Origin of the sequence: Arthrobacter sp. Alg241-R88 (assembly GCF_900537115.1) — a bacterium.
Classification (GTDB): Bacteria; Actinomycetota; Actinomycetes; order Actinomycetales; family Micrococcaceae; genus Arthrobacter.
The window spans coordinates 1010947-1035496 of the sequence record NZ_UNRG01000001.1 but is presented as its reverse complement, the minus strand read 5'-3'; the positions used below and the strand labels follow the sequence as shown (position 1 = coordinate 1035496).

Sequence of the window (24550 nt, the reverse complement as noted above, 5' to 3'; positions counted from 1 at the left end):
CAGGTAAGCTATTTGAGTTGCCTTTCAAGAGAGCCGGTTCTCCGGTAAATCTACAGGGCGCATGGTGGGCTTAGCTCAGTTGGCAGAGCGCCTGGTTGTGGTCCAGGAGGTCGCGGGTTCAACCCCCGTAGCTCACCCTCACGGGATGGTATTACAGCCGTCCACAAAGGAGGCTGCACCGGATATCCGGTGCGGCCTCCTTTCTTTTGCACAAGATACCGCCGAAGGACCGAGGGATGACTGTTCTGCCAATCACCATTTGGGGAGAGCCCGTGCTGCACCGCAGGGCAACCGAAGTGGAAGTTTTCGACGACGAACTGCGGTCCCTCATCGCGGACATGTTCGAAACGAACGATGCAGCCAACGGCGTGGGCCTTGCGGCCCCGCAGGTCGGGGTGGGCAAAAGGATCTTCGTCTACAAATTCGCCAATGACGACGGCGCTCCCCCCACCGGCGTGCTGGTCAATCCGGTCCTCACCCTGTCAAAAATTTCCGGGGCTGTCCCCGACCCCGACGAGGAAGAGGAAGGCTGCCTGTCCTTCCCCAGCGGCCAGTACCCGCTAAAGCGCGCCGAGTGGGCGCGCGTGGAGGGCCTTGACGGCTTTGGGCAGCCGGTCACGTTCGAGGCGACCGGCTGGTTCGCCCGCGTGATGCAGCATGAGTACGACCACCTTGACGGCAAGCTCTACGTCAACCGCCTGATGGACCGCTACGCCCGCAAGGCAATGAAGCAGGCCAAGAAAAACGGGTGGGGCGTTCCCGGACTGACCTGGATGCCGGGCGTGGACCCGGACCCCTTCGGCCATTAGGCCCGACGGCGGGCTGCCTCCGCGCGCCAGGAGCGCCCGGGCTCGGGGATCAGCGGGCTGAAACGGTCCGCTGGTCCGGGCAGGACCCGAGAACCCGCTTCATGGCGTCCTTTTCGGCCTCGGTGACCCAGAGGCGGTAAGCAGCCTTGACGGAGATCTGGCGGGCCACGTAGTGGCAGCGGATCGACTTGTTCCTGGGAAGCCAGGTGGCGGCATCGCCGGCACTCTTCTGCTGGTTGGCCGGTCCGTCGGCAGCGATAAGGTTCAGGGGATCGTTGGCGAGGCGTTGGCGTTCCCCTGCCGTCAGCCCTTGGGCGCCCTTCTGCCACGCGTCCCCCAGGGCAACGACATGGTCTATTTGGACTGCCCGGCTGCTTTCGGAGCCCCGGCGGAAGTCCACAAACTGTCCGAGGTAGGGTTCATGGAAGGTCCCGGCTGCCACGCGGCACGTGGACCCTTCCGTAAAGACCACGTCCGTAAGGTCCCGCCGCAGGATGTCGTTGCGGGTATCGCAGCCGTTGCGGTCAACATCCTGCCAGGCCTGGCCGAACGCCTCCCTGCTGTAGTTGTCCTTCCCCGCGCGTCCCTTCACGGCAAGTGTGTCCAGTGCCGAGAGGGCCGTTACCGGGGGCACCGGATGGACCGGCACAACCGGCTTCATCCAGTCGGGGTCGAAGACGGGAGCTTCTGTAGGCCCGGAAGCGGCGGGCTCCGCTACGGCAAACTGGCCGGCGGTGAAGAACCAGAACAAGGCCCCCAGCGCCGAGACGGCAGCAACTGCGAGCACTCCCCACGCCTGCCGTGAGCGGCGCCGGGCACGGCGGTAGGCGGACCAGCTCACGGTCATGGGGTTCCTGCCCTGCCGGTATGTTCCTGCACCAGAAGAGCCTAGGACAGCCGAACACCATCCCCGCCGATATCCACACTGTGGAGGGCGGGTGAAAGGTCAAGCCGGTGGAGCTACTGCTCCCGCATCACCCGTCGAAGGTCCTCCTCGGCGATGGCCAGGAGTCCCTCAAGCTGCCGCACCCGGTCCTCGCCGACGTCGCCCGCTGCGTGGCCGGCGCGGGCGCCTTCAAGCAGGCGGACGGCCTCTTTGTGATTGGCCTTTGCCACATCGAGTGCGTGTTCCAGGGTAGTTTCATGCTGGAGCGTTGAATCTTTATCCATGGCACAAGTGTGGTCCCGTTTCCCGGCTGATTCCAGCGAATCAGCCGGGAAATCGAGATTGGCCTGAGGGCTGGATTAGACGGAAATTGCGGCCAGGGCTGCGGCCGATTCCTTGGCGGGGAAGGATGGCGGGTTCACACCGGCCATCTCCTCCATCACGCGGACAACCTGGCAGCTGTAACCGAACTCGTTGTCGTACCAGACGTAGAGCACCAGGTTCTTTTCGTTCGAGATCGTGGCGAGGCCGTCAACGATTCCCGCACGGCGGGAACCTACGAAGTCCGTGGAAACCACCTCGGGTGAGTCGATGTAGTCGATCTGCTTGCGCAGGTCCGAGTGCAGGGACATCTCCCGCAGGTATTCGTTGACCTCATCCTTGGTGGTCCCGGTTTCCAGGCTCAGGTTCAGGATGGCCAGGGAAACGTCCGGGGTGGGGACGCGGATGGAGCTGCCGGTGAGCTTGCCCAGCAGTTCGGGCAGGGCCTTGGCCACTGCCTTGGCCGCTCCGGTTTCGGTGATGACCATGTTCAGTGCTGCCGAACGGCCACGGCGGTCGCCCTTGTGGAAGTTGTCAATCAGGTTCTGGTCGTTCGTGAACGAGTGGACCGTCTCGACATGGCCGTGGACTACCCCGAACTTGTCGTTGATGGCCTTCAGGACCGGCGTAATGGCATTGGTGGTGCAGGAAGCCGCGGACACGATCTGGTCGGTGTCCTCGATGCTGCGGTGGTTGATGCCATGGACGATGTTCTTCAGCTCGCCCTTGCCTGGGGCGGTCAGCAGCACCCTTGCCACGCCCTTGCTCTGCAGGTGCTGGGACAGGCCTTCGGCGTCGCGCCAGCGGCCGGTGTTGTCCACCACCAGCGCATTGTTGATGCCGTAGGCGGTGTAGTCAATGGTGGCGGGGTTGTCGGAGTAGATAACCTGCACCTGGACGCCGTTGGCGGTGATGGTGTTGGCTGCCTCGTCAACGCGGATGGTGCCCTCGAAGGAGCCGTGCACCGAGTCGCGGCGCAGCAGGCTGGCGCGCTTGGACAGGTCGTTATCGGAGCCCCTGCGGACAACGATGGCGCGCAGCCGCAGGCCGTGGCCGCCGCCTGCCTTTTCGATCAGGAGGCGGGCCAGGAGCCGTCCGATGCGGCCAAACCCGTACAGCACGACGTCGGTGCTGGTGCGGTCGTCGCCGCCGCGCTTGCCCACGATCTCGGCGAGTTCCTCGCGGAGGAACTCCTCCAGGGTGGCGTCGCCGCCCTCTTCCTTGAACTTCTGGTTCAGCCGGGCGATGTCGATCGCGGCCGCACCGAGCTCCAGCCCCGCCAGGGTGTTCAGGAGCGGAGCGGTCTCCTCCAGCAGCAGCTCATCCTTGCTCATCCTGCGCGCGAAGCGGTGCGCCTTGAGGATGTTCATGGTGGACTTGTTGATCAGGCTCCGGCCGTGGATGCTGGTCACCACGTTGTTTTCGCGGTACAGCCGGCCGATCACCGGAATCATGGCCTCGGCGAGGGCCTCCCGGCCCATCCACGTATCAAGACAAGAATCAGACGTCTGGCTCACAGAAATACCTTCCTCGGTTCAGCCGCGTACGTCCTCGTACACGGATGTCGGCCACCTGATGATGTCCAGGGGCACCGGCACCGCGGGGTTTGTCCCCCAGGTGCCTGGATCGGGTGCAAAAGAAAACCGCCGGGTGCGAACGCAATTCCGGCGGAAGAACTCCTGCGTCCGGTATCCATTCTAATTTGGCGGACTGCCCCGGGGTGGCCCGAGCCGCGTGAAATCACTCACACCAGGTTCCCCGCGGCCCTGGTACGGCCTTAGTTGTGGATGGCGGAGTAGAGGTTGAGGCTCGCGGAGAAAACCACCCAGGAGAAGTAGGGCAAAACCAGCAGCCCGGCCGCCGTGCTGACGGGCCCGAACCGCAGGATGAGGAGGACCAGGACAAAAGCCAATGCGCCGATCACCGCGAGGGCGATCCATAAAGCGGCGGCGCCGAGCATGGGGTACATGCCAAAGAACGTGATGGGCCAGGCCAGGTTGAGCAGCAGCTGCAGACCATACATGCGCGCAACCGGCCGGACCAGGGCTCCCCTCCGCCAGACCAGCCAGGCGGCCACGGCGATTCCGGCGTACAGCGAAAGCCAGGCGGCGCGGAACATCCATCCTGCCGGCATCCAGGGGGCCTTGACCGAGCCGGCGAACCAGCCGTTGGAATTAAGGATGATGGGGATGGAGGCGAGCATGCAGACTGCATACGAAAGGGCAAGGAGACCAAGCAGCGCAACAACTTGCCTGCCCGGGGAACGGACCGGCGGCGGGGCCGTTCCCGGCCCGGGTTGTCCATCAGTATTAGAGGGCACGGTTCAGCATCCCCAACAGAGCTTCCAAGGTCAAACCGGTTAGGTGGATGGGTTGACCGATACGCCGGGTTCTGTGCTCCCGCCCCGTTGCCGGTGCGGGAGTAGCGGCCATCCATCTACGAACGCCGTTGCCGGCGCCCTCCAGCGGCCTACCCGGACACTCGGGCGAGCAGCCCTCAAACGTGCCCTGTCTGGCCTTGCTCCGGGTGGGGTTTACCTAGCCTTCCCGGTCACCCGGGAAGCTGGTGGTCTCTTACACCACCGTTTCACCCTTACCTGTTTCGTGCCGCTTTCAAAACGGCGCGACCCAGGCGGTCTGTTTTCTGTGGCACTGGCCTGCGGGTTACCCCGAGTGGGCGTTACCCACCACCCTGCTCTGCGGAGCCCGGACGTTCCTCGAGCCACTTGCGTGACGCGCGGCCGCCTGGTCAACCCATCCGGATCCAGTCTACCGGCGCCGTGCCGCTTTGCCGCCGCCGGTAGGATCGGACGGTGCTGATTCTGCTTCCCCCCTCTGAAGGCAAGACACCCGCGGTCCGTGGATCCGCCGTCGACTGGCCAGCGCTGAGTTTCCCGCAGCTGAACTCCTACCGTGCCAAGGTGCTGGACGCGCTGGGTACGGTCAGCGCGCACGAGGACGCCCTCGCCTTGCTGGGGGTCGGGGCATCGCTGAAGGACGACGTCGAACGCAACACCCGGCTCCATGCTGAACCGGCGGCTCCGGCGCACCAAATATATTCAGGGGTGCTTTACGACGCCCTGGGCTACAAGACACTGACTGCCGGCCAACGCCGCAAGGCAGACGAGTCGGTCCTCGTCATTTCGGCGCTCTGGGGCGCCATCCGGTTCGGTGACAATGTGCCTGCCTACCGGCTGTCCATGGGAACGGCGCTGCCCGACGTCGGACGCCTGGCCTCTTTCTGGAAACCGCAGCTCGCCGATGCGCTGGCCGAAGCCGTTTCAGGCCACCTGCTGGTGGACTGCCGGTCCAGCACCTACGCGGCAGCGTGGGCTCCGCCGGCCACCCAAACAGTTACCGTCAACGTCTTTACCGAAGTCAACGGCGTCCGGAAGGTCGTCAGCCACTTTGCAAAGCACACCCGCGGTGAGCTGGCGCGGCATCTCCTGGCCCGGCGGGGCAAGGCACCGGAGTCGCCCGAGCAGCTGCTGAAGGCCAGCCGCGAAAAGTGGGAGGCTGAACTCGTGAAAGGGTTGGCACGGAAGCCACACGCGCTGAACATCATCCTGCCGGGCTGATTCGCCCCGCGCCTCCCCAACTAAGTAGCGCTAAGTGTCGTTATGACGCTCCAAAAAGACACTTAGCGCTACCTAGTTGGGTCAGGCCCACTCGTCCGAGCGGACCAGGATGGCGCCGGAGTCCGGGCAAAACACGATGTCGTCGGCGGCCGCAGCCTTGATCTCGGCGAGATCGCCGGGGCTCAACTTCATACCCGAGGCCTCGGACGTTCCGTGGAACAGCCTTGCGGCGCCCACCCCGCGCTTCGCCAGGGTCTTTTCGTACACGGCCAGCATTCCAGCGTCGAGGGCGGAGGCAAACTCTGAACGCTGGCTCCGGAGCCCACTGGCTTCTGCCTCAACTTCGGCGAGGGCTGCGTCCAGCTCGGCCCGTATGCTGCCGAAGGATCCCTGGATGTCGTCCACGATCCCCTGCTGCTTGGCCTGCCTGGCCCGGAGCGAATCGAGCCGTTCCATGACCTCGAGCTCCACGTCTTCCAGGTCCGAGCGCCGTTTGTTCAGGGAGGCGATGTCCTTCTGCAACGCGACCAGGTCCTTGGACAGCCCGGTTCCGCTGTTGAGCCTTGCCTCATCCCGTTCGATCCGGGAGGCAACCTGCTCCACGTCCGCCTCGGCGCGCTTCAACTCGGCCTCGGCATCGTGGACGGCCACCTTCGCGGCGCCCAGCTCACCGTTGGCGACGGACAGGGCGGCTTCTAGATCCTTGATCCTGGGATCGTTCTCCAGCGAGCGGCGGCGGTTGGCGAGCGACTTCAGCCTGGCGTCCAGCCCCTGCAGCTCAAGCAACTTCAACTGTTCCGCCGGTGCTGCCTTCGCCACTGTTACCTCCGCTTAATTACTTCCGGCCCGGGCCGGGCACCTGAACGGCGCTTCCTAGACTCTAGCGCCTGCCCTGCTCCCCTGCCTCGCAACAGAGTCGCACGCCAGGCTTAGCCCGGAGTCAGGATGAAGTCCCAGGGGTCGCTGTTGGTGGTGCTGACCTGGATTTCGACGTCGTGGCCCTGGTCGGCGAGGACGTTGCCCAACGCTGCGGCGGCTGCCGGCAGCCACAGCCACTCGCTGGCGAAGTGCGATACGTCCACCAGGTAAGGCCGGCCGTTCAGCGCCGCTTCCCGGGCCTCGGACGCCGGGTGGTGGCGAAGGTCGGCGGTGACATACACGTCCGCGTTGCTGGCGCGCACCTCATTAAACAGCGAATCCCCCGCGCCGCCGCAGACTGCAATCCGCCGCACCAGGCCGTCCTTGTCCCCTGAGACGCGCACTCCCCCCGCCACGGAGGGCAGTATGCCAAAGACACGTGCTGCGAAGTCACCCAGGGTCATGGCGTCCGCCAGGTCACCGACGCGCCCGATTCCCTCTTCCGGGAGGCCATTCGCCGCCACAGTGAGCGGCGCGACGTCCTGCAGGCCCAGGGCGTCGGCGAGTACGTCGGACACACCCCCGACGGCGGAATCACCGTTGGTGTGCACGGTCAGGAGCGCAGTGCCCGACTCGATGAGCCGGTGGACAGCCCGGCCCTTGGCGGTGGTGGCAGCGACTGTGGTGACGCCTTTGAGCAGCAGCGGATGATGGGTGATCAGGAGCTCCGCGCCCCATTCCACCGCCTCCTCAATCACCTCAAGCGTGGGGTCGACGGCAAACATCACCCGGGTCACCGCGGCCGAGGGATGCCCCGCCACCAGCCCAACCTCGTCCCAGTGCTCCGCCAAGGACTCAGGCCACAGCTCCTCCACAGCCAGGAGCAGCTCACCCAGGGTGGGAGCCTGGGGCTGGCCGTCCGCTTCCTCCGCGCCGGAGGGGGCGTCGGCGTCGTGATTCTCCTGGCCGGTAACGTCAGTGTCCACAGGTTCCATAGTCTTAGTTTTACCCCATCGCCCCGCCCGTACCGCATGTTTGAAGCGGCGCCGCACAAGGGCCAGGGAATCATCCGGTGCCGCGAACCATTGAAGAGGTCATGAAAACTTTTGTTTTAGGCGGAGGCTGCTTCTGGTGCCTCGACGCCGTCTACCAGAAGACCAAGGGCGTCACCTCAGTGGTGTCCGGCTACACGGGGGGCCACGATCCCCACCCGGACTACTACTCGGTCTGCAACGGCACCACCGGTCATGCCGAAGTGGTGGCCGTGACCTTCGACGAGGACGTGATTCCGGCGGAGGTCATCCTGGACATGTTTTTCGCCCTGCACGATCCCACAACGCTCAACCGGCAGGGGTACGACGTCGGCACCCAGTACCGCTCGTCCATGTTCTACGAGACCACCGAAGAGAAGATCCTCTTCGAGGAAGCCATCGAACGGAACCAGGCCCTGTGGGCGCACCCCATCGTCACGGAGGTCAGCAGGCTCCCCCGGTTCTACGTTGCCGAAGAGTTCCACCAGAACTACTACGCCAAGCATCCGGAGCAGGGGTACTGCCAGGTGAACATCAACCCCAAGCTCGCCAAGGCCAGGAAATATTACTCTGCATGGCTTAACGCTTAGCGGGTGTTACGCGGCCTCGTTAGGCTGACCTCAGTATTCACCCCTCACAAGATAGGCGTATCTACATGGCACGGATCTATGACGATGTAACACAGCTGGTCGGCGGCACGCCGCTGGTCAAGCTCAACCGCCTCAGCGAGGGGCTGGAAGCCACGGTCGCCGTCAAGCTCGAGTTCTACAACCCTGCCAACAGCGTCAAGGACCGCATTGGCGTGGCCATCGTTGACGCCGCGGAGAAGTCCGGGGCCCTGAAGCCCGGCGGAACCATCGTTGAAGGCACCTCCGGCAACACCGGCATCGCCCTGGCCATGGTGGGCGCGGCCCGCGGCTACAAAGTCATCCTGACCATGCCGGAGACCATGTCCACCGAGCGCCGCGTCATGCTGCGCGCCTTCGGTGCCGAGATTGTGCTGACGCCGGGCTCCGAGGGCATGCGCGGTGCCGTGGAAAAGGCCCAGGAAATTGTCGCCAACACCGAGAACTCCATCTGGGCCCAGCAGTTCGCCAACGAGGCGAATCCCGAAATCCACCGCAACACCACCGCTGAGGAAATCTGGGCTGACACTGACGGCGCCGTGGACATCTTCGTCGCGGGCGTGGGCACCGGCGGTACGGTCACCGGCGTCGGCCAGGTCCTGAAGGAACGCAAGCCCGGCGTCCAGATCGTGGCCGTGGAGCCCAAGGACTCGGCGATCCTAAATGGCGGCGCGCCCGGCCCGCACAAGATCCAGGGCATCGGCGCAAACTTTGTCCCCGAAATCCTGGACACCAACGTCTATGACGAAGTCCTGGACGCCACGCTCGAGGACTCTGTCCGCGTAGCCCGCGAGCTCGGCGTCAAGGAAGGCATCCTCGGCGGCATCTCCTCCGGTGCCATCGTGTGGGGCGCCCTGGAACTGGCCAAGCGCCCGGAGAACGCGGGCAAACTGATCGTGGCCGTGGTGTGCGACTTCGGTGAGCGTTACATCTCCACCGTGCTCTATGACGACATCCGCGGCTGATTAGAACCGCCATCCGCCCGTTTCCTGTAGAAAGAACTTTGTGGGCTTTTTCGCAAGACTAAAGGAAGACCTCGACGCCGCCCGGTCCCACGACCCGGCGGCTCGAGGTTCTTTCGAGAACTTTTTCGCCTATTCCGGCCTGCACGCCATCTGGATCCACCGTCTGACGCACCGTCTGTGGCAGAACCCGGCCCTGCGTTTCCCTGCGCGGCTGATCTCCCAGCTGGGCAGGTTCGTCACCGGCATCGAGATCCATCCCGGCGCCACGATCGGCCGCCGGTTCTTTATTGACCACGGCATGGGTGTGGTGATCGGTGAAACGGCGGAGATCGGCGAGGACGTGATGATGTACCACGGCGTCACGCTGGGCGGCCGCTCGCTGGCGAGGATTAAGCGGCACCCCACCATCGGTGACCGCGTAACCATTGGCGCCGGCGCGAAGATCCTGGGACCGATCACCATCGGCGAGGACAGTGCCGTGGGCGCCAACGCGGTGGTTGTAAAGGACGCGCCGCCGGAATCGATCGTTACCGGCGTTCCCGCAAAGTGGCGCCACCGGGATGCGCAGCGGGAGACCAAGCCGGCCGTGGACCCGGCTGAGTACGAGATCGAATACCACCTCTGACGCTCAGTGCGCGTTGACGCCCTGCTGACCTGAACAAATGGCCCGCAGCTCTTGTATTTCTCCAGGAGCTGCGGGCCATTCGGCGTTCTGCGGAACTAGTGGGTGTCCACTGCCTCGATTTCGGACTTGTCCTCGCCCCAGAGGGTGTGGAACGTGCCTTCTGCATCCACACGGCCGTAGGTGTGGGCACCGAAGAGGTCCCGCTGGCCCTGGATCAGGGCGGCAGCAACGCGCTTGCGGCGAAGGCCGTCGTAGTAGGCCAGCGAGGAGGAGAACACGGGAACCGGAATACCCAGCTGGACAGCCGTGGCAACAACGCGGCGCCAGGCCGGAACAGCCTCGGCGATGGCCTTCGTGAAGGCCGGAGCGAACAGCAAGTTGGCAGGCTTCTCGTCAGCTGCGTAAGCCTTGGTGATGTCCTTCAGCAGCTCGGCGCGGATGATGCAGCCGGCCCGCCACAGCGAAGCAATCTCGTCCAGCTTCAGGTCCCAGCCGTATTCCTTTGCTGCGGACGTGAGCATGTCCAGGCCCTGGGCGTAGGACACCAGCTTGGAGGCGTACAGGGCCTGGCGGACGTCCTCGACGAACGTCTCCGGAATTTCCACCGAAGCCTCGTTGCCGGCCAGGAGCTCCTGCCCCAGCTTGCGCTGGCCCGCCTGCGAAGACAGGGCGCGGGCGAACACGGATTCGGCGATGCCGGAGACCGGGGAGCCCAGCTCCAATGCGGAGATGACGGTCCAGCGGCCGGTGCCCTTCTGGCCGGCGGCATCCACAACAACGTCAACGAACGGCTTGCCGGTCTTGGCGTCCACGTGGCCCAGGACCTCTGCCGAGATTTCGATCAGGAAGGAGGAGAGCTCGCCCTTGTTCCACTCGGAGAAGATCTTGGCCTGCTCAGCCGGCTCGATGCCAGCACCGGAGCGCAGCAGGTCGAACGCTTCGCCAATGACCTGCATGTCGGCGTATTCGATGCCGTTGTGGACCATCTTGACGAAGTGGCCGGCGCCGTCGGTTCCCACCCAGGCGCAGCACGGTTCGCCGTCGACCTTGGCGGATATCTTTTCCAGGAGCGGACCGAGGGCCTTGTAGGACTCCTTGGAACCGCCGGGCATGATGGAGGGGCCGTTGAGGGCACCTTCTTCACCGCCCGAGACGCCTACGCCCACGAAGTGCAGGTCCTTCTTGGCCAGCGCGGCTTCGCGGCGGCGGGTGTCCTCGTAGTGGGAGTTGCCGGCGTCGATGATGATATCGCCGGCCTCCAGCAGCGGTTCGAGCTGCTCGATGACGGAGTCAACGGGCTTGCCGGCCTTCACCATGATCAGGACGCGGCGGGGCTTCTCCAGGGAGTCCACCAGCTCCTGCAGGGTTTCGGTGCGGATAAAGTCGCCGTCCGAGCCGTGCTTCTCCAGCAGGGCGTCAGTCTTTTCCACTGAACGGTTGTGCAGTGCGACCGTGAAGCCGTTCCGCGCGAGGTTGCGGGCCAGGTTGGCGCCCATCACCGCTAGGCCGGTGACACCGATGTGTGCAGACATCAAAACTCCAATTCATACGTGCGTTGGATGTGCAGTGGCTCCCTTTGCGCGGAAGCACGGTTGCAGACCATGGGTCTGAATAAAGCATATATATTCACCGGGTCACAGGAAAGTAACGCCCACCTATTGGAACCTTTTGTGTCGTTTGCCGTCCAGGGCCAAAGGCAGGCGGTGCAGTGGCTGCCACTAGGCTTAGCAGCATGACCACCAGCCTCCACCACCGTGCCATCGAGAATCTGGGCACCCGAATCGTCTCGGGCAACCTGCCCGCCGGCCACGTGATACTGGCGGAGCAGCTGGAGGACGAGCTCAAGGTGTCCCGGTCGGTCATCCGCGAGGCGGTCCGCGTACTGCAGTCCCTGGGCCTGGTGGAAACCACCAAGCGGGTGGGCATCCGGGTCCTGCCGCCGAGCCGCTGGAACCCGTTCGATCCCCAGGTCATCCGCTGGCGCCTGGCCAGTGACGCGCGGGGCGCCCAGCTGCGCTCCCTCGCCGAGCTGCGCGCCGCCGTCGAACCGGCCGCGGCGGAACTGGCCGCCGGAAACGCCCCGGCGCCGCTGCGCCTGGAACTCGTGGACGTCGCCTACGCCATGCGCGAGGCCGGACACAACGGTGACGTGCCCCGCTTCCTGGAGCTGGACATCCAGTTCCATTCCCTGCTGCTCTCCGGCTCGGGCAATGAGATGTTTGCCAACCTGATGGGGCAGGTGGCCGAGACCCTGACGGGGCGCACCGTCCATGGCCTTATGCCCGACCATCCGCACGAGGCCGCCCTGCAGTGGCACGTTGACGTTGCCGAGGCCATCGCCCGGGGCGATGCCGAGGCGGCCCGTGACGCCTCGGACCGGATCATGCGCCGGACCATGTCCCAAATGTCGGATACCTGGACCGAACAGCCGCGCGTTTTCATCCCCGTTCGCCGCTAGCCCCCACCCGTCCTGTCAGGAAGCAAAACTCAGCAGTACTTTGCCTGATTCGGCGGAGTTTCGTGCGACGTCGAAGGCTTCGAGTGCTTGCTCGACGGGGTATTCGTGTGTGATGACGGGGTCGATGTGCAGGGTGCCGTCGGCGAGGGCGGCGATGACGTCGTCGATCTCGTCGTTGAACCGGAAGGACCCCTTCAGCTCCAGTTCGCGGGTGATGGCCAGGGAGATCAGGACCGGCTGCGGGCCGGTGGGCAGCAAACCGACCATCACCACGGTGCCGCCGCGGGTTGCGCCCTGGATGGCGGAGGCGAGGCCGTGATGGTTGCCGGAGGATTCGATGACGACGTCGGCCTCGACGGCGGCGATCGCCGCAGCGTCCCCGGCCTGCAGCACCTGGTCCGCTCCCACGGCTGTCGCGATTTCCAGGGGCTTTTGGTGCATGTCGACGGCGGTGATCCGGGCCGCGCCGGCCCGCTTCAGGACCGCGACGGCCAGGGCGCCGATGGGGCCGCTGCCGATCACCAGCGCTGATTTACCTGCTACCTCCCCCGCCCGGGCCACTGCGTGCCAGGCCACGGAGGCCGGTTCGATCAGGGCCGCGGTGCGCAGGTTGATGCTGCCCGGCAGGGCCCGGAGCATCCGGGCCGGGAGGTTCACGTACCGGCTGAACGCGCCGTCCTTGTGCGGGAAACGGGCCGCGCTGCCCAGGTAGGTGCAGCCCGGGGACAGGTTGGGCCGGCCCGCCGGGTACCGGGCAGCGCCCGGACCGGGGGTGGCCGGATGGACCGCCACCGGAGTGCCGGCTACAGGCCCGGTTCCATCGGCAGCGGCGCGGACCACGGTTCCGGAGATCTCGTGGCCGAGCACCAGGGGGGCCTTCAGGATGGACTCGCCCGCGGCTCCGTGGAGCCAGTAGTGCAGGTCCGAACCGCAGATCCCGCCGTAGTGCACCTCGACCACCGCCTCATCCGGGGCCGGAGCGGCCAGGGTCAGTTCGTCGATCCGGAGGTCCCCGGCGGCGTGGGCCACCACGGCCGGACCGGTGGCGGGAAGGACCGGGGTGGAGAGCGCTGTATCCAGTGTCATCAGACCACCACCGTCATTCCGCCGTCGATAAAAATTGTCTGCCCGTTCACGAAGTCCGAACCGCTGGACGCCAGCCACACCGCCGGGCCGGCCAGGTCCTGCACGGTCCCCCACCGGTTCGCGGGGGTCCGGCTCAGGATCCAGGAGTTGAAGGCCTCATCGTCCACCAGATTCTGGGTCATCTCGGTGTGGATGTAGCCCGGCGCGATCCCGTTGATCTGCAGCCCGGACGCTGCCCACTCGGCCGTCATGGCCCGGGTCAGGTTCCGCAGCCCGCCTTTCGCCGCGACGTACGGGGCGATGGTGGGCCGGGCCAGGTCGGTCTGGACCGAGCAAATGTTGATGATCTTGCCGTGCCCGCGTGGAATCATAAAGCGGGCCGCTTCCCGCCCCACCAGGAAGGCGCTGGTCAGGTCAGTGGAGATGACCCGTTCCCAGTCCTTCACGTCCAGCTCCAGCATCGGCACCCGGTGCTGGATGCCCGCGTTGTTCACCAGGATCTCCAGCGGTCCCACGTGTTCTTCCACCCAGGCAATGCCGCGCGCGGCCTCGGCGTCGGACGTGACATCAAAGGCAACGCTGTGCACCCGGCCCGGCGCGAAGTCGGCAGCCATGGCGGCAGCGGCATCCTTGAGCCGCTCCCCGTTGATACCGTTCAGCACCACTGTTGCACCGGCGTCCGCCAATGCCCGGGCGAGAGCGTTGCCGATCCCCCGGCTCGAACCCGTCACCAGGGCAACCCGCCCCGTCAGGTCAAAAAGAGAGCTCATGACTTTACTGTTCCTTCCGCCACGGTTTCCGTGGCTCGTCCGCTGAGGTGTGAAATAGCCTGGCGCACCACGGCGAGGTCCTGGTCGCCGAGGCCCTGGCGCTTCAATTCCGCATAAAGTTCGACGCCGGCTGCCGCCATGGGCACTGCCGTTCCGGAAGCCCGCGCTGCCTCCACAACAAAGGAGAGGTCCTTGTGCATGAATTTAGCGGGCCCGGTGGGGGCATAGTCCCTACTGACCAGCCGCGGACCCACGATGTCCAGTACCTTGCTGCGGGCCAACCCTCCCGACAGCACCTCGAACAGCGCCGCGGGGTCCAGCCCGGAACGCTCGGCAAGCTCGGCAGCCTCGGCGAGCGCCGCCGTCGTGGTTCCCACAACCAGCTGATTGCATGCCTTCGCGAGGGATCCAGCCCCCAGCGGGCCCAGATGCCGCACCGTGGTACCCATGGACTGCAGCAGGGGCTCAACACTCCTAAAAGCCGCAGCATCGCCGCCGGCCATAATGGCGAGCGTTCCCTCCGCAGCGCCCTTTGTTCCTCCGCTGACCGGAGCGTCCACTACCTGCACGTGGCCGCGGCTTAGTGCCGCAACGCGTTCGCCAAAGGCCCTTACCGCAGCGGGCGAGACGCTGCTCATGACCAGCACGATAGTGCCCGGCGCCGGTGGCTGATTTTCCCAGCTCCCAAGCAGCCCGGCGGCCGCCTCCTCGATATGGGCAAGGTCCGGCAGCATAAACACGATCACCGGGAGCTCGCGCAGGTCCTCGATCCTCGCTGCGTTTGCGCCGCCGACCTTCTGCAGCTCGACGGCGGGACCGGGCGACCTGTTCCATCCCGTGATCTGCCACCCGTTACGGATGGCATTGGCAGCCATCGGGAAGCCCATCAGACCCAAGCCCACGAAGCCCGCTCTTCTACCTTGCATACGTCAGCCTCACGTCGTTGTGCTTCAAGATTTGTTCAGTATTCTAGCCGCTATTCAGTATGATGGACACCATGACCTCTCCCATTACCGTGGCCATTGCCGTCCCCCTCGAAGAGGAGCTCGTCGAGCGCATACGCGCTGTCGACCCGTCCGTCACCGTTCTTTACGACCCCCAGCTACTCCCTCCGGAGCGGTACCCGGCCGACCATGCCGGCGACCCCGCCTTCAAACGCTCCCCCCAGCAGGAGGAACGGTACTGGGACATGCTCAACAAAGCCCAGGTCCTGTACGGCATCCCCAACGAAGGCCCGGCCGGCCTCGCCCGCATCGCGGCAGACAACCCGCACCTCCAGTGGGTCCACGCCATGGCAGCCGGAGCCGGCGGAGCCGTAAAAGCCTCCGGGCTGGACCAGGAAACGCTGCAGAAGTTCAAGGTAACAACTTCCGCAGGAGTCCATGCCCTTCCCCTGGCCGAGTTCGCCACCCTGGGGATCCTTAACGGCTTCAAACGAACCGCCGAGCTCGTGAGGGACCAGGAGGCCAAAGTCTGGCCCGAGCTAAGGACCCCCACGCGGCTGGTCAGCGGTTCCCAACTGGTCATTTCCGGGCTGGGCGAAATCGGACTTGAGACGGCCCGCCTGGCCCGGGCCCTCGGCATGAAGGTCAGCGGGACCAAGCGCACGGTGGCACCGCTGGAGGGGATTGAACAGGTTTCGGACAATGACGGCCTCGCGGCCCTCCTTGCCACCGCAGACGCCGTGGTCAACACCTTGCCCGGCACCCCTTACACGGAACGGCTCTTCAACCGGGACGTCTTTTCGGCCATGAAGCCCGGCACTGTTTTCGTCAACGTGGGAAGGGGAACAGTGGTGGACGAGGAAGCGCTGCTCGAGGCCCTGGACAATGGCCAGGTCTCTTACGCCTGCCTTGACGTCTTTGCGGTCGAACCGCTCCCGCAGGACAGCCCGCTCTGGAGCCACCCCAAGGTGTTGGTGTCGCCGCACACCTCCGCCTTGAGTGCAGCAGAGAACCGCCTGATCACGGAACGGTTCTGCAGCAACCTCCGCATCTTCCTTGACGGCGGCGAGCTGCCCCACCTCGTGGACACCGTCCACTTCTACTAAACAGCCGCTCCCGCCCCGACAGCCTCCCCCGTTGGCGTCGGACACACAACGCAAGGCCCCGGCTGGCTCCTCTCCAGGAGGAACCAGCCGGGGCCTTTCGCATGCAGCACCAGGTTCGGGCCGCGCACCCACGGTATGCCCGGGTCTGCTGCTCTCTGCTGTTCGCAGCCCCTGCCGCTGCCCACTACACGATGCCCGCCGCCCTTTCGCCACCCTTTTCGCCGCCCCAGTGCATAGCCGCCCCAGTGCATAAGGGAGGGCCGCTTCCCCATCAGGGAAAGCGGCCCTCGCCTGGAGCTGTCGGGCTACCTTGCGTCCTCCACCAGGACCAGGTCCCTGCCCCGGGTTTCGGGAGTGAAGAAGGTGGTGAAGAAGGAGATGGATGCCAGGACCAGCGAATAGATGGCCGGAACGAGCCAGGAGTGGTTGGTGGCGGCGAGAAGGGCGACGCCGATCATCGGGGCAAAGCCACCGGCGAGGACTGCCGAGAGTTCGCGGCTCAGTGCAACGCCCGTGAACCGGTGCTGGGATCCGAAAAGTTCGGGCAGCATCGCGCACTGGGGGCCAAGCATCGACTGCACACCAAGGGCGATGCCCACCACCATGACCACCCACACCAGCGTGACGTTGCCAAGGGTCACCAGGTAGAACGCCGGAAGGGCGATGACAGCCTGGAACAGCGCGCCGTACCGGTAGACCGGGACGCGGCCAAACCGGTCAGACAGTGCACCGAAGGTGACCACCATGACTGCTGCGAATGCGGCGGCAATCAGCAGGCCGGTGGGGCCGATGAACTTGTCGCCGGCGAAGACGCCTGCAGGCATGCTGATGAAGGACACCAAAAGGGCTGAGTAGATGGAGGAATTGCCGTTTTCGCCCATCCGCAGGCCGATTCCCACCAGCACACTCTTTTTGGAGTGCTTCCAGATCTGGCCTACCGGGTTCTTCACGACAGCCTTGTGCTTCTCGAGCTCCTGGAAGACCGGAGTCTCTTTCAGCCGGAGCCGGATAAAGACGGCAACAACGATCAGGATAAAGCTGGCCAGGAACGGCACCCGCCACAGCCAGCCCTGCAGGACGGACTTATCGGCCAGCGCCATCAGCGCGAAGGTGCCGGCGCCGAGGAGGGTACCGAGCTGGATGCCGACGAACGGCAGGGAAGCAAAGAATCCACGACGGCGGCGCGGCGCGACTTCCGAGATGAGGGTGGTTGCACCCGCCTGCTCTGCACCGGCGCCCAGCCCCTGGATGATGCGCAGGGCCACCAGGAGGACGGCACCCAGCATACCGGCCTGCTCAAACGTGGGCAGCAGCCCGATCGCGAAGCTGGCCATGCCCATCAAGCCGATGGTGAGGATGAGGACCATCTTGCGTCCAAACCTGTCCCCGATGTAGCCGAAAACCACCCCGCCGAAGGGACGGGCGGCAAAGCCGACTCCGTACGTGGCAAAGGAAGCGATGACGGCACCGCTCTCACCCAGCGGGGCAAAGAACAGCGGCCCGAAGATCAGCGCTGAGGCGAGGCCATAAATGTAGAAGTCGTAGTATTCCAAGGCGGAACCTACGGAACTGGCAAGAGTTGCCCTTCGCAGCTGGTCCGGTTCAACGACGGCGCCGTCCTCGGCCTGCGGTGCATTAGTACGAGTTGTCACAAGAACTCCCTCATCACACGCCAGGCCCCCGTTGGCCTGGTGGGTCAGTGGCGGCACGAGCCGTGCTGGTCACTGTATTGAACAGCGTACAGCAAGTTGAACAGCCGGCAAGGGTGCCGAACATTTATTTTGTTGAGCCGGCCGCGGTTCCTGCCCTTTCACCCCATGGGGTTGCCAAGGGAACGCGCGAGCTCACGGAGTTCCTTGACCATCTGCGAACCCTGCTCCTCCGTGTAGGTGGCCTTCAGTGCAGTCACCGAAAGTCCCAGGCTGGGGCCGTGCGCACCCCGGGTAGGAACGGACACGGCAAGGCACACCACGCCGGTAGTGGATTCTTCGTCCTCGAACGCGTAGCCCTGCTCCCGGATCGTGTGGAGCTGGGCTTTCAGCTCTGCACCGGTGCGCAGCGACTTCGGCGTCAGGACGGGCAATTGCGCGTCGTCGGGGAACATGTCGTCGATGTCATGATCGTGCAGCCGGGCGATCAGCGCCTTTCCTACCGCGCACAGGGAAACCGGCATCTTGTCACCGATGTTGGAGGTCAGGCGGACGGCGGGATGCCCCTCATACCGCGCGAGGTAGATGACGTTGGTTCCATCCAGCATGGCGATCCGGACCGTCTCCCCGGACAGCGTGGGAGCCTGCTCGCAGTACCGGTAAAACTCCTGCACTTCGTCCAGGCGGCTGAGATAGGCGGCGCCGAGTTCCACCAGTTTGCGGCCGAGGGTGAATTCAGCTCCTTGCCTGCTGATGAGGCGTGCCTCTTCCAGCGCCAAAAGCAGGTTGGACGTGGATGACTTGGGAATGCCGAGTTCGCGGGCCAGGTCGCTTAGGGTCAGCCTTCCGGCTGCCGAGGCGGCAAGGGCATCCAATACAGCGGCTGCCCGGGTGACGGCGGGCGCCGGCGAAGCGCTTCCCAGGCCGTCGGCGGTTCGGGGGGTGCGGGAATCGGCCATGATTCTCCTTATGTAGGCGCCTGCGCTGGATTGTGCTGTTCATCCAGCTGAACACCAACCATTCTAATGGCTGGGGCCTCATTGAGTTCGGCACTGGAAAGCAACCCGAGTGAGCCGACACACAGTGCGGACAACTTCTTGTTTCGGGAAGTTCACGGTATATTCGTCACAGGCCCTCCACCGCGGCATCCCCCAATAGTCGCGGTGGAGGGTTTTCCAATGCCCTGATACACCCAAGAGCGCGCATCAGGCCGCGTCCGCGACTGCTTCGCGCAGGCGCCATCCACCGCCCATGCCGTCCCTCTCCAGCAGCATGGTGGTCAGCGCGGAGCCGCTGTTCCTCCGAGCCTCACCTGGACCTGCAGGACCTCGACGTCCACCCGGCTGAGGCCTTTGGGCATCCTGCGGTTGACTTCCCACCAGTTGACCCGCTCAAACCACCGGACTGGTTCCGCACCCACAGTCCATTCCCTGCCGTTGGTCACTACCGCCGTCGGCATTCCGTTGCTTCCCGTCCGCACCATCACGTGTTCCATGCCTGCAAACTACGGCGGGGCACTGACATTGGGCCGCAAACGAAAAAACCCTGCAGTTTCCGCCAATACGGCGAAAACTACAGGGTTTCCTTGTGGGTCCTACCGGGATCGAACCGATGACATCCACGGTGTAAACGTGGCGCTCTACCAGCTGAGCTAAAGACCCATGGTGCTGAATCCGGCGCTTCAGCGCCGCAACCAACGAACATAGACTCTACCCGACGCAGGCCGCGAAACGCGAATCGGTGCGGCCCGCGCCCCTGAACGCCCCCTACAGGGGCGGGAGCTCGGCGGCGAGCCAGGTCAGCGATTCGCTGACGCCCGCGTCCAGCTTTATGGTTGCCTTGTCATCGCCGCGGGTCTCCCCCCGGTTGATGATGATCACCGGCTTCCCGTCCTTGGCGGCGTGCCTTACGAAGCGCAAGCCACTCATCACTGTCAGTGATGATCCGGCCACTACCAGCGCACCGGCATCGTCAACCATCCGGTAGGAGCGTTCAACGCGCTCTTTGGGCACATTCTCGCCGAAGTACACAAAGTCGGGCTTCAGCGTTCCGCCGCATGCAGGGCAGACCGCCACCACGAAGCTGCTGATCAGCGCCTGGTCCTCGACGGTGGCGTCTGCATCCGGCGCTATCTCCACAAGACCCGATTCCGCGGCGCGTGACAGGAAGTCCGGATTCAGCTCCTCAAGCACTCCCGCAAGCAGGCGCCGGGAGTAGGTACGGCGGCACTGGAGGCAAACCACCTGGTCATACCTGCCATGCAGGTCAACCACATTGGTACTTCCGGCGTCTTCGTGGAGCCGGTCAACGTTTTGGGTAATCAAGCCGGTGAGGTAGCCGCGCCGCTCGAGTTCGGCGGCCGCGTGGTGGCCCTGGTTGGGATCAGCGTGCCGAAGATGTGACCAGCCGATATGGTTTCGTGCCCAGTAGCGCTGACGGTTGGCCTCGTCCTTGATGAACTCCTGGTATGTCATGGGGGAACGCGGCGGCGAACCCGGTCCGCGGTAGTCCGGAATGCCCGAATCGGTACTCAGCCCGGCGCCAGTCAGCAGGGCAAAGGGGTTGCCTGCGAGAACCGCGCGAATCCGCAGCAGGACCTCGAGCTCCTCAGCGGAAGGACGCGTTGCCTTGACGGGCGGCATGCTGGCGAAGCCTGTCAGGCCTACACCCGCCCCCCGCTGTTCCATGGCCGGTCAGGCCTGCCCCAGGCCGGCCAATGCGGCGCGGTATTCCTGAAGGTCCCGGGCCTGGCCGCGCGGGTTCACCACCGAATAGCGGACAGTTCCGGCGGCGTCGATGATGAATGTGCCGCGCTTCGCCATGCCGCTGTCCGCATCGAAGACGCCGTAGGCGCTGGCCACGCCACCGTGGGGCCAGAAGTCGGCCAGAAGGTCGAAGCTGTAGCCTTCCTGCGCGGCGTAGGCGCGCAGGCTGAACTTGCTGTCGACGGAGATCGCCAGGACCGTGGCATTCGCATCCTCGAACATCGCAAGGTTGTCGCGTATCTCGCAGAGTTCCCCGGTGCAAATGCCGGAAAAAGCGAACGGATAAAACACCAGGACTACGTTCTGGCCTCGAAGGGCTGACAACTGGACGGGTTCGCCGAACTGGTTGCTGAGTTCGAAGTCAGGTGCCGGCCCGCCAATCGCGGGCACAACTACGGAAGCAGCGTCAAGCGCTGCCGTCACTTGTTTTTCCTCATCACCAGGCGGGCTGCACTCCAGTCCTTGGACACGCCTGCCGAGGTTGTGACGTGCAGGCCGGCGGTCGGTGCAGCTTCCTGGATGTCAGCCGGCGAAACATATCCGGCCCTGCCGGACTTCGGAGTGAGGACCCAGACAACTCCGTTTTCGCTGAGGGTGGTCAACGAATCCATGAGGCTGTCCACCAGGTCGCCGTCGCCGTCGCGCCACCAGAAGATGACGGCATCCGCCACTTCGTGGTCGTCCTCATCCAACAGCTCAGAGCCCGTGAGGTCTTCAATATCGTCACGTAAGTCGAAATCGACGTCGTCGTCGTAACCGAACTCCTGAATCAGATCCCCGTTCTTGAAACCCAATTTTTCCGCCACATTTACCGAAGTGGCGGCGTCGGCCTCGCTCACGTGTTCCTCCAATGCCTCATATATGCAGTGCGCATAGTGATTTCCATTACTCCCAAGCCAACACCCTTTGTGCCTGCGCTTCAAGCTGGCGCCCCGGGATGGCGCATATTCTGCGTCACACCAGTGTGGCCAGCCCGCCCGCAGCGGCTTTTCGTCACACAACCAGTATGACGGCGAAATACAACAGAGCCGTCCAAGCCGCGGCTACGCATCGTGTTGCGGACAGAGTTAGAGTGGCAGGTGACAACTATGCCTGCGGGGCAACAACCCTGTAACTCCAATGCAGACGTAGGAATGCTAGGACCCTGCCCGGCACACATGACCGGGCTGTTGTAACCGATACGTCGCACACGGCGTATATACGCCGGGCGGTCACCCTGCCCGGCCTGAGTGCGCCATCAATGCGCGCAAAGAGAGGTTGGACGTGGCTGCAGGAGAAGATACCTCCCATATCCTCAGCGGGTTGACTAACCAGCTGCCTGATCGTGATCCGGAAGAGACCGCCGAGTGGGTTGAGTCCCTGGATTCTTTGATCAGGGAACAGGGTACCGAGCGTGCCCAATACATCATGCGGAGCCTGCTGCAGCGTGCCGGTGCGCAGAGCGTCGGGGTGCCGATGGTGACCACCACCGATTACGTGAACACCATCCCGGTGGACCAGGAAGCGCAGTTCCCGGGCAACGAGGAGTTCGAGCGCCGGTACCGGGCGTACATGCGGTGGAACGCCGCGGTGATGGTGCACCGGTCCCAGCGGCCCAACATCGGCGTGGGCGGGCACATCTCCACCTACGCCGGGGCTGCGACCCTGTACGAGGTGGGCTTCAACCACTTCTTCCGCGGCAAGGACCACCSCGGCGGCGGTGACCAGGTCTTCTTCCAGGGCCACGCCTCCCCCGGCATGTACGCGAGGGCGTTTATGGAAGGCCGGCTCTCCGAGGAGGACCTGGACGGGTTCCGGCAGGAAAAGTCCCGCGAGGGCCACGCCCTGTCTTCCTACCCGCACCCGCGGCTGATGCCGTCGTTCTGGGAATTCCCCACGGTCTCGATGGGCATCGGGCCGATGAACGCGATCTACCAGGCCCAGTCCAACCGCTACCTGCACAACCGGGGCCTGAAAGACACCTCGGACCAGCAGGTCTGGGCGTTCCTGGGCGACGGCGAAATGGACGAGCCGGAATCCCGCGGCCTGCTCCAGCTCGCCGCGAACGAGAACCTGGACAACCTGAACTTCGTGATCAACTGCAACCTCCAGCGCCTGGACGGCCCGGTCCGCGGCAACGGCAAGATCATGCAGGAACTCGAAGCGTTCTTCCGCGGCGCGGGCTGGAACGTGATCAAGGTCGTCTGGGGCCGGGAATGGGATGACCTGCTCACCCGCGACACCGACGGGTCGCTGGTGAAGATCATGAATGAAACCCCCGACGGGGACTACCAGACCTACAAGGCAGAATCCGGCGGGTTCGTCCGCGAACACTTCTTCGGCAAGGACCCCCGGACCAAGGACCTCGTCGCGGACCTGACCGATGACCAGATCTGGAACCTCAAACGCGGCGGCCACGATTACCGCAAGGTTTACGCCGCGTACAAGGCAGCCACCGAATTCAAGGGCAAACCCACCGTCATCCTCGCCAAAACCGTCAAGGGCTACGGACTCGGACCCCACTTCGAGGGCCGCAACGCGACCCACCAAATGAAGAAACTCACCCTTGACGACCTGAAGAAGTTCCGCGACCACCTGCGGATCCCCATCACGGACGAACAGCTCGAAAAAGACCCGTACCAGCCGCCGTACTACCACCCCGGCACGGACGCCCCGGAAATCCAGTACATGATGGAGCGCCGCGCTGCCCTGGGTGGTTCGGTTCCGGAACGCCGGTCCAAGCACGCCGAGATCACCTTGCCGGACGCGAAGTCCTACGAGGTGGCCAAGCGCGGTTCGGGCAAGCAGCAGGCCGCCACCACCATGGCCTTCGTGCGTTTGCTCAAGGACCTGATGCGGGACAAGGAGTTCGGCAAGCACATCGCCCCGATCATCCCGGATGAGGCGCGTACGTTCGGCATGGATGCGTTCTTCCCGACGGCGAAGATCTACAACCCCAAGGGCCAGAACTACCTGTCCGTGGACCGGGACCTGGTCCTGGCCTACAAGGAGTCCCCCGCAGGGCAGCTGATCCACCCCGGGATCAACGAAGCCGGCGCCGTGGCAGCGTTCACCGCCGCCGGAACCGCGTACGCCACCCACGGCGTGCCCCTGGTCCCGGTCTACGTGTTCTACTCCATGTTCGGCTTCCAGCGCACCGGCGACGCCTTCTGGGCCGCAGCAGACCAAATGACCCGCGGCTTCATCATCGGCGCCACCGCAGGACGGACCACCCTCACCGGCGAAGGCCTCCAGCACGCCGACGGCCACTCCCCSCTGCTCGCCTCCACCAACCCCGCAGTGGTCACCTACGACCCCGCCTACGGCTACGAAATGGGCCACATCATCCGCGACGGCCTCGAACGCATGTACGGGCCCAACTCGGAAGACCGGAACCTCATGTACTACCTCACGGTGTACAACGAGCCCATCACCCAGCCGGCCGAGCCGGAGGAACTGGACGTCGAGGGTGTCATCAAGGGCATCTACCTGCTCGCCCCGGCAAAGATCGACGGTCCCCGGACCCAGATCCTCGCCTCCGGCGTGTCGGTGCCGTGGGCGCTGGAGGCCCAGCAGCTCCTGGCCGATGACTGGGGCGTCTCCGCAGACGTCTGGTCCGTCACCTCCTGGAACGAACTGCGCCGTGACGGCCTCGCCGCCGAAGAGGAAGCCTTCCTCAACCCCGGCGAACCCGCCCGCGTCCCCTTCGTCACCCGGCAGCTCGAAGGAGCCACCGGCCCCGTCGTCGCAGTGTCCGACTACATGAAGGCCGTCCCGGACCAGATCCGCCAGTTCGTCCCGAACGAATTCGCCACCCTCGGCGCCGACGGCTTCGGCTTCTCCGACACCCGCGCAGCAGCCCGCCGCTTCTTCAAGATCGACGTCCACTCCATCGTGGTCCGGTCACTGGAGATGCTGGCCCGCCGCGGCGAGGTTGACCAGCAGGCGCCAGCCAAGGCAATCGACAAGTACCGGCTGCACAACGTCAACGCAGGCTCCACCGGCAACGCCGGAGGCGAGTCCTAGGACAGACAGGTAACCTGCGGCGATCCCGCGAAGTGCTGACGACGGCGGCTCCCACCGAAAGGCGGGGGC

Annotated in this window: 23 protein-coding genes, 2 tRNA genes, 1 other RNA gene and 1 pseudogene; 9 read left to right on the top strand and 18 right to left on the bottom strand. The window is 64.8% G+C overall.

Features of this window, described 5'->3' with window-relative positions:
* Window positions 1-64: 64 nt before the first annotated feature.
* Window positions 65-137: transfer RNA gene (locus G6R19_RS04770), tRNA-His, on the top strand.
* Between the two features lie 99 nt (window positions 138-236).
* Complete coding sequence (gene def / locus G6R19_RS04765) at window positions 237-809, top strand: peptide deformylase (RefSeq protein WP_163162752.1); 573 nt, start codon at window positions 237-239, stop codon at window positions 807-809.
* A 49-nt stretch (window positions 810-858) separates the two neighbouring features.
* Here the strand turns inward: def and G6R19_RS04760 are convergent, their stop codons facing one another.
* The 5 genes from G6R19_RS04760 to rnpB form a co-directional block, all read right to left on the bottom strand.
* Complete coding sequence (locus G6R19_RS04760; protein WP_163162750.1) at window positions 859-1656, bottom strand: HNH endonuclease family protein; 798 nt, start codon at window positions 1654-1656, stop codon at window positions 859-861.
* 113 nt (window positions 1657-1769) lie between these two features.
* On the bottom strand, window positions 1770-1979 hold the full coding sequence (locus G6R19_RS04755) for a hypothetical protein (protein ID WP_163162748.1): 210 nt from the start codon (window positions 1977-1979) through the stop codon (window positions 1770-1772).
* Window positions 1980-2054: 75 nt separating this feature from the next.
* A complete protein-coding gene (locus G6R19_RS04750; RefSeq protein WP_163162746.1) occupies window positions 2055-3533 on the bottom strand; it encodes a glyceraldehyde-3-phosphate dehydrogenase in 1479 nt (492 codons plus the stop codon).
* Between the two features lie 260 nt (window positions 3534-3793).
* Window positions 3794-4219, bottom strand: coding sequence for a TspO/MBR family protein (locus G6R19_RS04745; protein WP_240341748.1), 426 nt, complete (start codon window positions 4217-4219; stop codon window positions 3794-3796).
* 161 nt (window positions 4220-4380) lie between these two features.
* Window positions 4381-4772: RNase P RNA component class A (gene rnpB, locus G6R19_RS04740), an RNA gene on the bottom strand.
* A gap of 56 nt (window positions 4773-4828) precedes the next feature.
* Here rnpB and G6R19_RS04735 point away from each other — a divergent pair.
* Window positions 4829-5593: a peroxide stress protein YaaA gene (locus tag G6R19_RS04735; protein ID WP_163162742.1), complete on the top strand. Its 765-nt coding sequence runs from the start codon at window positions 4829-4831 to the stop codon at window positions 5591-5593.
* Window positions 5594-5674: 81 nt separating this feature from the next.
* Here the strand turns inward: G6R19_RS04735 and G6R19_RS04730 are convergent, their stop codons facing one another.
* Window positions 5675-6412 carry a C4-type zinc ribbon domain-containing protein gene (locus G6R19_RS04730; RefSeq protein ID WP_163162740.1) on the bottom strand — a complete coding sequence of 246 codons (738 nt, stop codon included), beginning with the start codon at window positions 6410-6412 and terminating at the stop codon, window positions 5675-5677.
* A gap of 110 nt (window positions 6413-6522) precedes the next feature.
* A complete protein-coding gene (locus tag G6R19_RS04725; protein ID WP_205484229.1) occupies window positions 6523-7446 on the bottom strand; it encodes a Nif3-like dinuclear metal center hexameric protein in 924 nt (307 codons plus the stop codon).
* Between the two features lie 101 nt (window positions 7447-7547).
* On the opposite strand from G6R19_RS04725, the gene msrA reads away from it, so the two are divergent.
* The 3 genes from msrA to epsC all read left to right on the top strand — a co-directional run bounded on the left by msrA (window position 7548) and on the right by epsC (window position 9698).
* Complete coding sequence (gene msrA / locus G6R19_RS04720; protein ID WP_163162738.1) at window positions 7548-8072, top strand: peptide-methionine (S)-S-oxide reductase MsrA; 525 nt, start codon at window positions 7548-7550, stop codon at window positions 8070-8072.
* Between the two features lie 65 nt (window positions 8073-8137).
* Window positions 8138-9073 (top strand): cysteine synthase A, encoded by a 936-nt coding sequence (cysK, locus tag G6R19_RS04715; RefSeq protein ID WP_163162736.1) that lies wholly within the window; start codon window positions 8138-8140, stop codon window positions 9071-9073.
* 40 nt (window positions 9074-9113) lie between these two features.
* Window positions 9114-9698 carry a serine O-acetyltransferase EpsC gene (gene epsC, locus G6R19_RS04710; protein WP_163162734.1) on the top strand — a complete coding sequence of 195 codons (585 nt, stop codon included), beginning with the start codon at window positions 9114-9116 and terminating at the stop codon, window positions 9696-9698.
* A 95-nt stretch (window positions 9699-9793) separates the two neighbouring features.
* On the opposite strand, the gene gndA is transcribed toward epsC, so the two are convergent.
* Complete coding sequence (gndA, locus tag G6R19_RS04705; protein WP_163162732.1) at window positions 9794-11230, bottom strand: NADP-dependent phosphogluconate dehydrogenase; 1437 nt, start codon at window positions 11228-11230, stop codon at window positions 9794-9796.
* Window positions 11231-11430: 200 nt separating this feature from the next.
* Between gndA and G6R19_RS04700 the strand changes: the two genes are divergently transcribed.
* On the top strand, window positions 11431-12156 hold the full coding sequence (locus G6R19_RS04700) for an FCD domain-containing protein (RefSeq protein ID WP_163162730.1): 726 nt from the start codon (window positions 11431-11433) through the stop codon (window positions 12154-12156).
* 15 nt (window positions 12157-12171) lie between these two features.
* On the opposite strand, the gene G6R19_RS04695 is transcribed toward G6R19_RS04700, so the two are convergent.
* Genes G6R19_RS04695 through G6R19_RS04685 form a run of 3 tightly spaced genes read right to left on the bottom strand, consistent with a single transcriptional unit; the run spans window position 12172 to window position 14938 of the window.
* The gene (locus G6R19_RS04695; RefSeq protein ID WP_163162728.1) at window positions 12172-13242 is read right to left on the bottom strand and encodes an L-idonate 5-dehydrogenase; all 1071 of its coding nucleotides are present in this window, start codon (window positions 13240-13242) and stop codon (window positions 12172-12174) included.
* The gene (locus tag G6R19_RS04690; RefSeq protein WP_163162726.1) at window positions 13242-14012 is read right to left on the bottom strand and encodes an SDR family oxidoreductase; all 771 of its coding nucleotides are present in this window, start codon (window positions 14010-14012) and stop codon (window positions 13242-13244) included. Before G6R19_RS04690 ends, G6R19_RS04695 begins: the two co-directional genes overlap by 1 nt.
* A complete protein-coding gene (locus G6R19_RS04685) occupies window positions 14009-14938 on the bottom strand; it encodes an NAD(P)-dependent oxidoreductase (RefSeq protein ID WP_163162725.1) in 930 nt (309 codons plus the stop codon). Before G6R19_RS04685 ends, G6R19_RS04690 begins: the two co-directional genes overlap by 4 nt.
* 59 nt (window positions 14939-14997) lie before the next feature.
* On the opposite strand from G6R19_RS04685, the gene G6R19_RS04680 reads away from it, so the two are divergent.
* Window positions 14998-16062 (top strand): D-2-hydroxyacid dehydrogenase, encoded by a 1065-nt coding sequence (locus G6R19_RS04680; RefSeq protein ID WP_163162723.1) that lies wholly within the window; start codon window positions 14998-15000, stop codon window positions 16060-16062.
* A 305-nt stretch (window positions 16063-16367) separates the two neighbouring features.
* Here the strand turns inward: G6R19_RS04680 and G6R19_RS04675 are convergent, their stop codons facing one another.
* From G6R19_RS04675 to G6R19_RS04645, 7 genes and pseudogenes are all read right to left on the bottom strand, one after another.
* A complete protein-coding gene (locus G6R19_RS04675) occupies window positions 16368-17714 on the bottom strand; it encodes an MFS transporter (protein WP_163162721.1) in 1347 nt (448 codons plus the stop codon).
* Window positions 17715-17872: 158 nt separating this feature from the next.
* Window positions 17873-18670 (bottom strand): IclR family transcriptional regulator, encoded by a 798-nt coding sequence (locus G6R19_RS04670; protein ID WP_163162719.1) that lies wholly within the window; start codon window positions 18668-18670, stop codon window positions 17873-17875.
* A 246-nt stretch (window positions 18671-18916) separates the two neighbouring features.
* A pseudogene (locus tag G6R19_RS04665) lies at window positions 18917-19206 on the bottom strand (hypothetical protein).
* A gap of 93 nt (window positions 19207-19299) precedes the next feature.
* Window positions 19300-19372, bottom strand: a tRNA-Val gene (locus G6R19_RS04660).
* Window positions 19373-19477: 105 nt separating this feature from the next.
* Complete coding sequence (locus G6R19_RS04655) at window positions 19478-20398, bottom strand: NAD-dependent protein deacetylase (RefSeq protein WP_163162717.1); 921 nt, start codon at window positions 20396-20398, stop codon at window positions 19478-19480.
* Window positions 20399-20404: 6 nt separating this feature from the next.
* Window positions 20405-20899, bottom strand: coding sequence for a peroxiredoxin (locus G6R19_RS04650; RefSeq protein ID WP_163162715.1), 495 nt, complete (start codon window positions 20897-20899; stop codon window positions 20405-20407).
* Window positions 20896-21315, bottom strand: a complete 420-nt coding sequence (locus G6R19_RS04645) for a DUF3052 domain-containing protein (protein ID WP_163162713.1) — start codon at window positions 21313-21315, stop codon at window positions 20896-20898. Before G6R19_RS04645 ends, G6R19_RS04650 begins: the two co-directional genes overlap by 4 nt.
* A gap of 424 nt (window positions 21316-21739) precedes the next feature.
* Here G6R19_RS04645 and aceE point away from each other — a divergent pair, with 424 nt between their 5' ends.
* A complete protein-coding gene (aceE, locus tag G6R19_RS04640) occupies window positions 21740-24481 on the top strand; it encodes a pyruvate dehydrogenase (acetyl-transferring), homodimeric type (protein WP_163162711.1) in 2742 nt (913 codons plus the stop codon).
* The last annotated feature ends 69 nt before the right edge of the window (window positions 24482-24550 follow it).

Excerpts from the sequence above, each read along its gene's own strand:
- def (WP_163162752.1), top strand. The coding sequence starts at position 237 with ATGACTGTTCTGCCAATCACCATTTGGGGAGAGCCCGTGCTGCACCGC.
- G6R19_RS04760 (WP_163162750.1), bottom strand. The coding sequence starts at position 1,656 with ATGACCGTGAGCTGGTCCGCCTACCGCCGTGCCCGGCGCCGCTCACGG.
- G6R19_RS04755 (WP_163162748.1), bottom strand. The coding sequence starts at position 1,979 with ATGGATAAAGATTCAACGCTCCAGCATGAAACTACCCTGGAACACGCA.
- G6R19_RS04745 (WP_240341748.1), bottom strand. The coding sequence starts at position 4,219 with ATGCTCGCCTCCATCCCCATCATCCTTAATTCCAACGGCTGGTTCGCC.
- G6R19_RS04725 (WP_205484229.1), bottom strand. The coding sequence starts at position 7,446 with ATGGAACCTGTGGACACTGACGTTACCGGCCAGGAGAATCACGACGCC.
- msrA (WP_163162738.1), top strand. The coding sequence starts at position 7,548 with ATGAAAACTTTTGTTTTAGGCGGAGGCTGCTTCTGGTGCCTCGACGCC.
- cysK (WP_163162736.1), top strand. The coding sequence starts at position 8,138 with ATGGCACGGATCTATGACGATGTAACACAGCTGGTCGGCGGCACGCCG.
- gndA (WP_163162732.1), bottom strand. The coding sequence starts at position 11,230 with ATGTCTGCACACATCGGTGTCACCGGCCTAGCGGTGATGGGCGCCAAC.
- G6R19_RS04700 (WP_163162730.1), top strand. The coding sequence starts at position 11,431 with ATGACCACCAGCCTCCACCACCGTGCCATCGAGAATCTGGGCACCCGA.
- G6R19_RS04695 (WP_163162728.1), bottom strand. The coding sequence starts at position 13,242 with ATGACACTGGATACAGCGCTCTCCACCCCGGTCCTTCCCGCCACCGGT.
- G6R19_RS04690 (WP_163162726.1), bottom strand. The coding sequence starts at position 14,012 with ATGAGCTCTCTTTTTGACCTGACGGGGCGGGTTGCCCTGGTGACGGGT.
- G6R19_RS04685 (WP_163162725.1), bottom strand. The coding sequence starts at position 14,938 with ATGCAAGGTAGAAGAGCGGGCTTCGTGGGCTTGGGTCTGATGGGCTTC.
- G6R19_RS04680 (WP_163162723.1), top strand. The coding sequence starts at position 14,998 with ATGATGGACACCATGACCTCTCCCATTACCGTGGCCATTGCCGTCCCC.
- G6R19_RS04670 (WP_163162719.1), bottom strand. The coding sequence starts at position 18,670 with ATGGCCGATTCCCGCACCCCCCGAACCGCCGACGGCCTGGGAAGCGCT.
- G6R19_RS04655 (WP_163162717.1), bottom strand. The coding sequence starts at position 20,398 with ATGGAACAGCGGGGGGCGGGTGTAGGCCTGACAGGCTTCGCCAGCATG.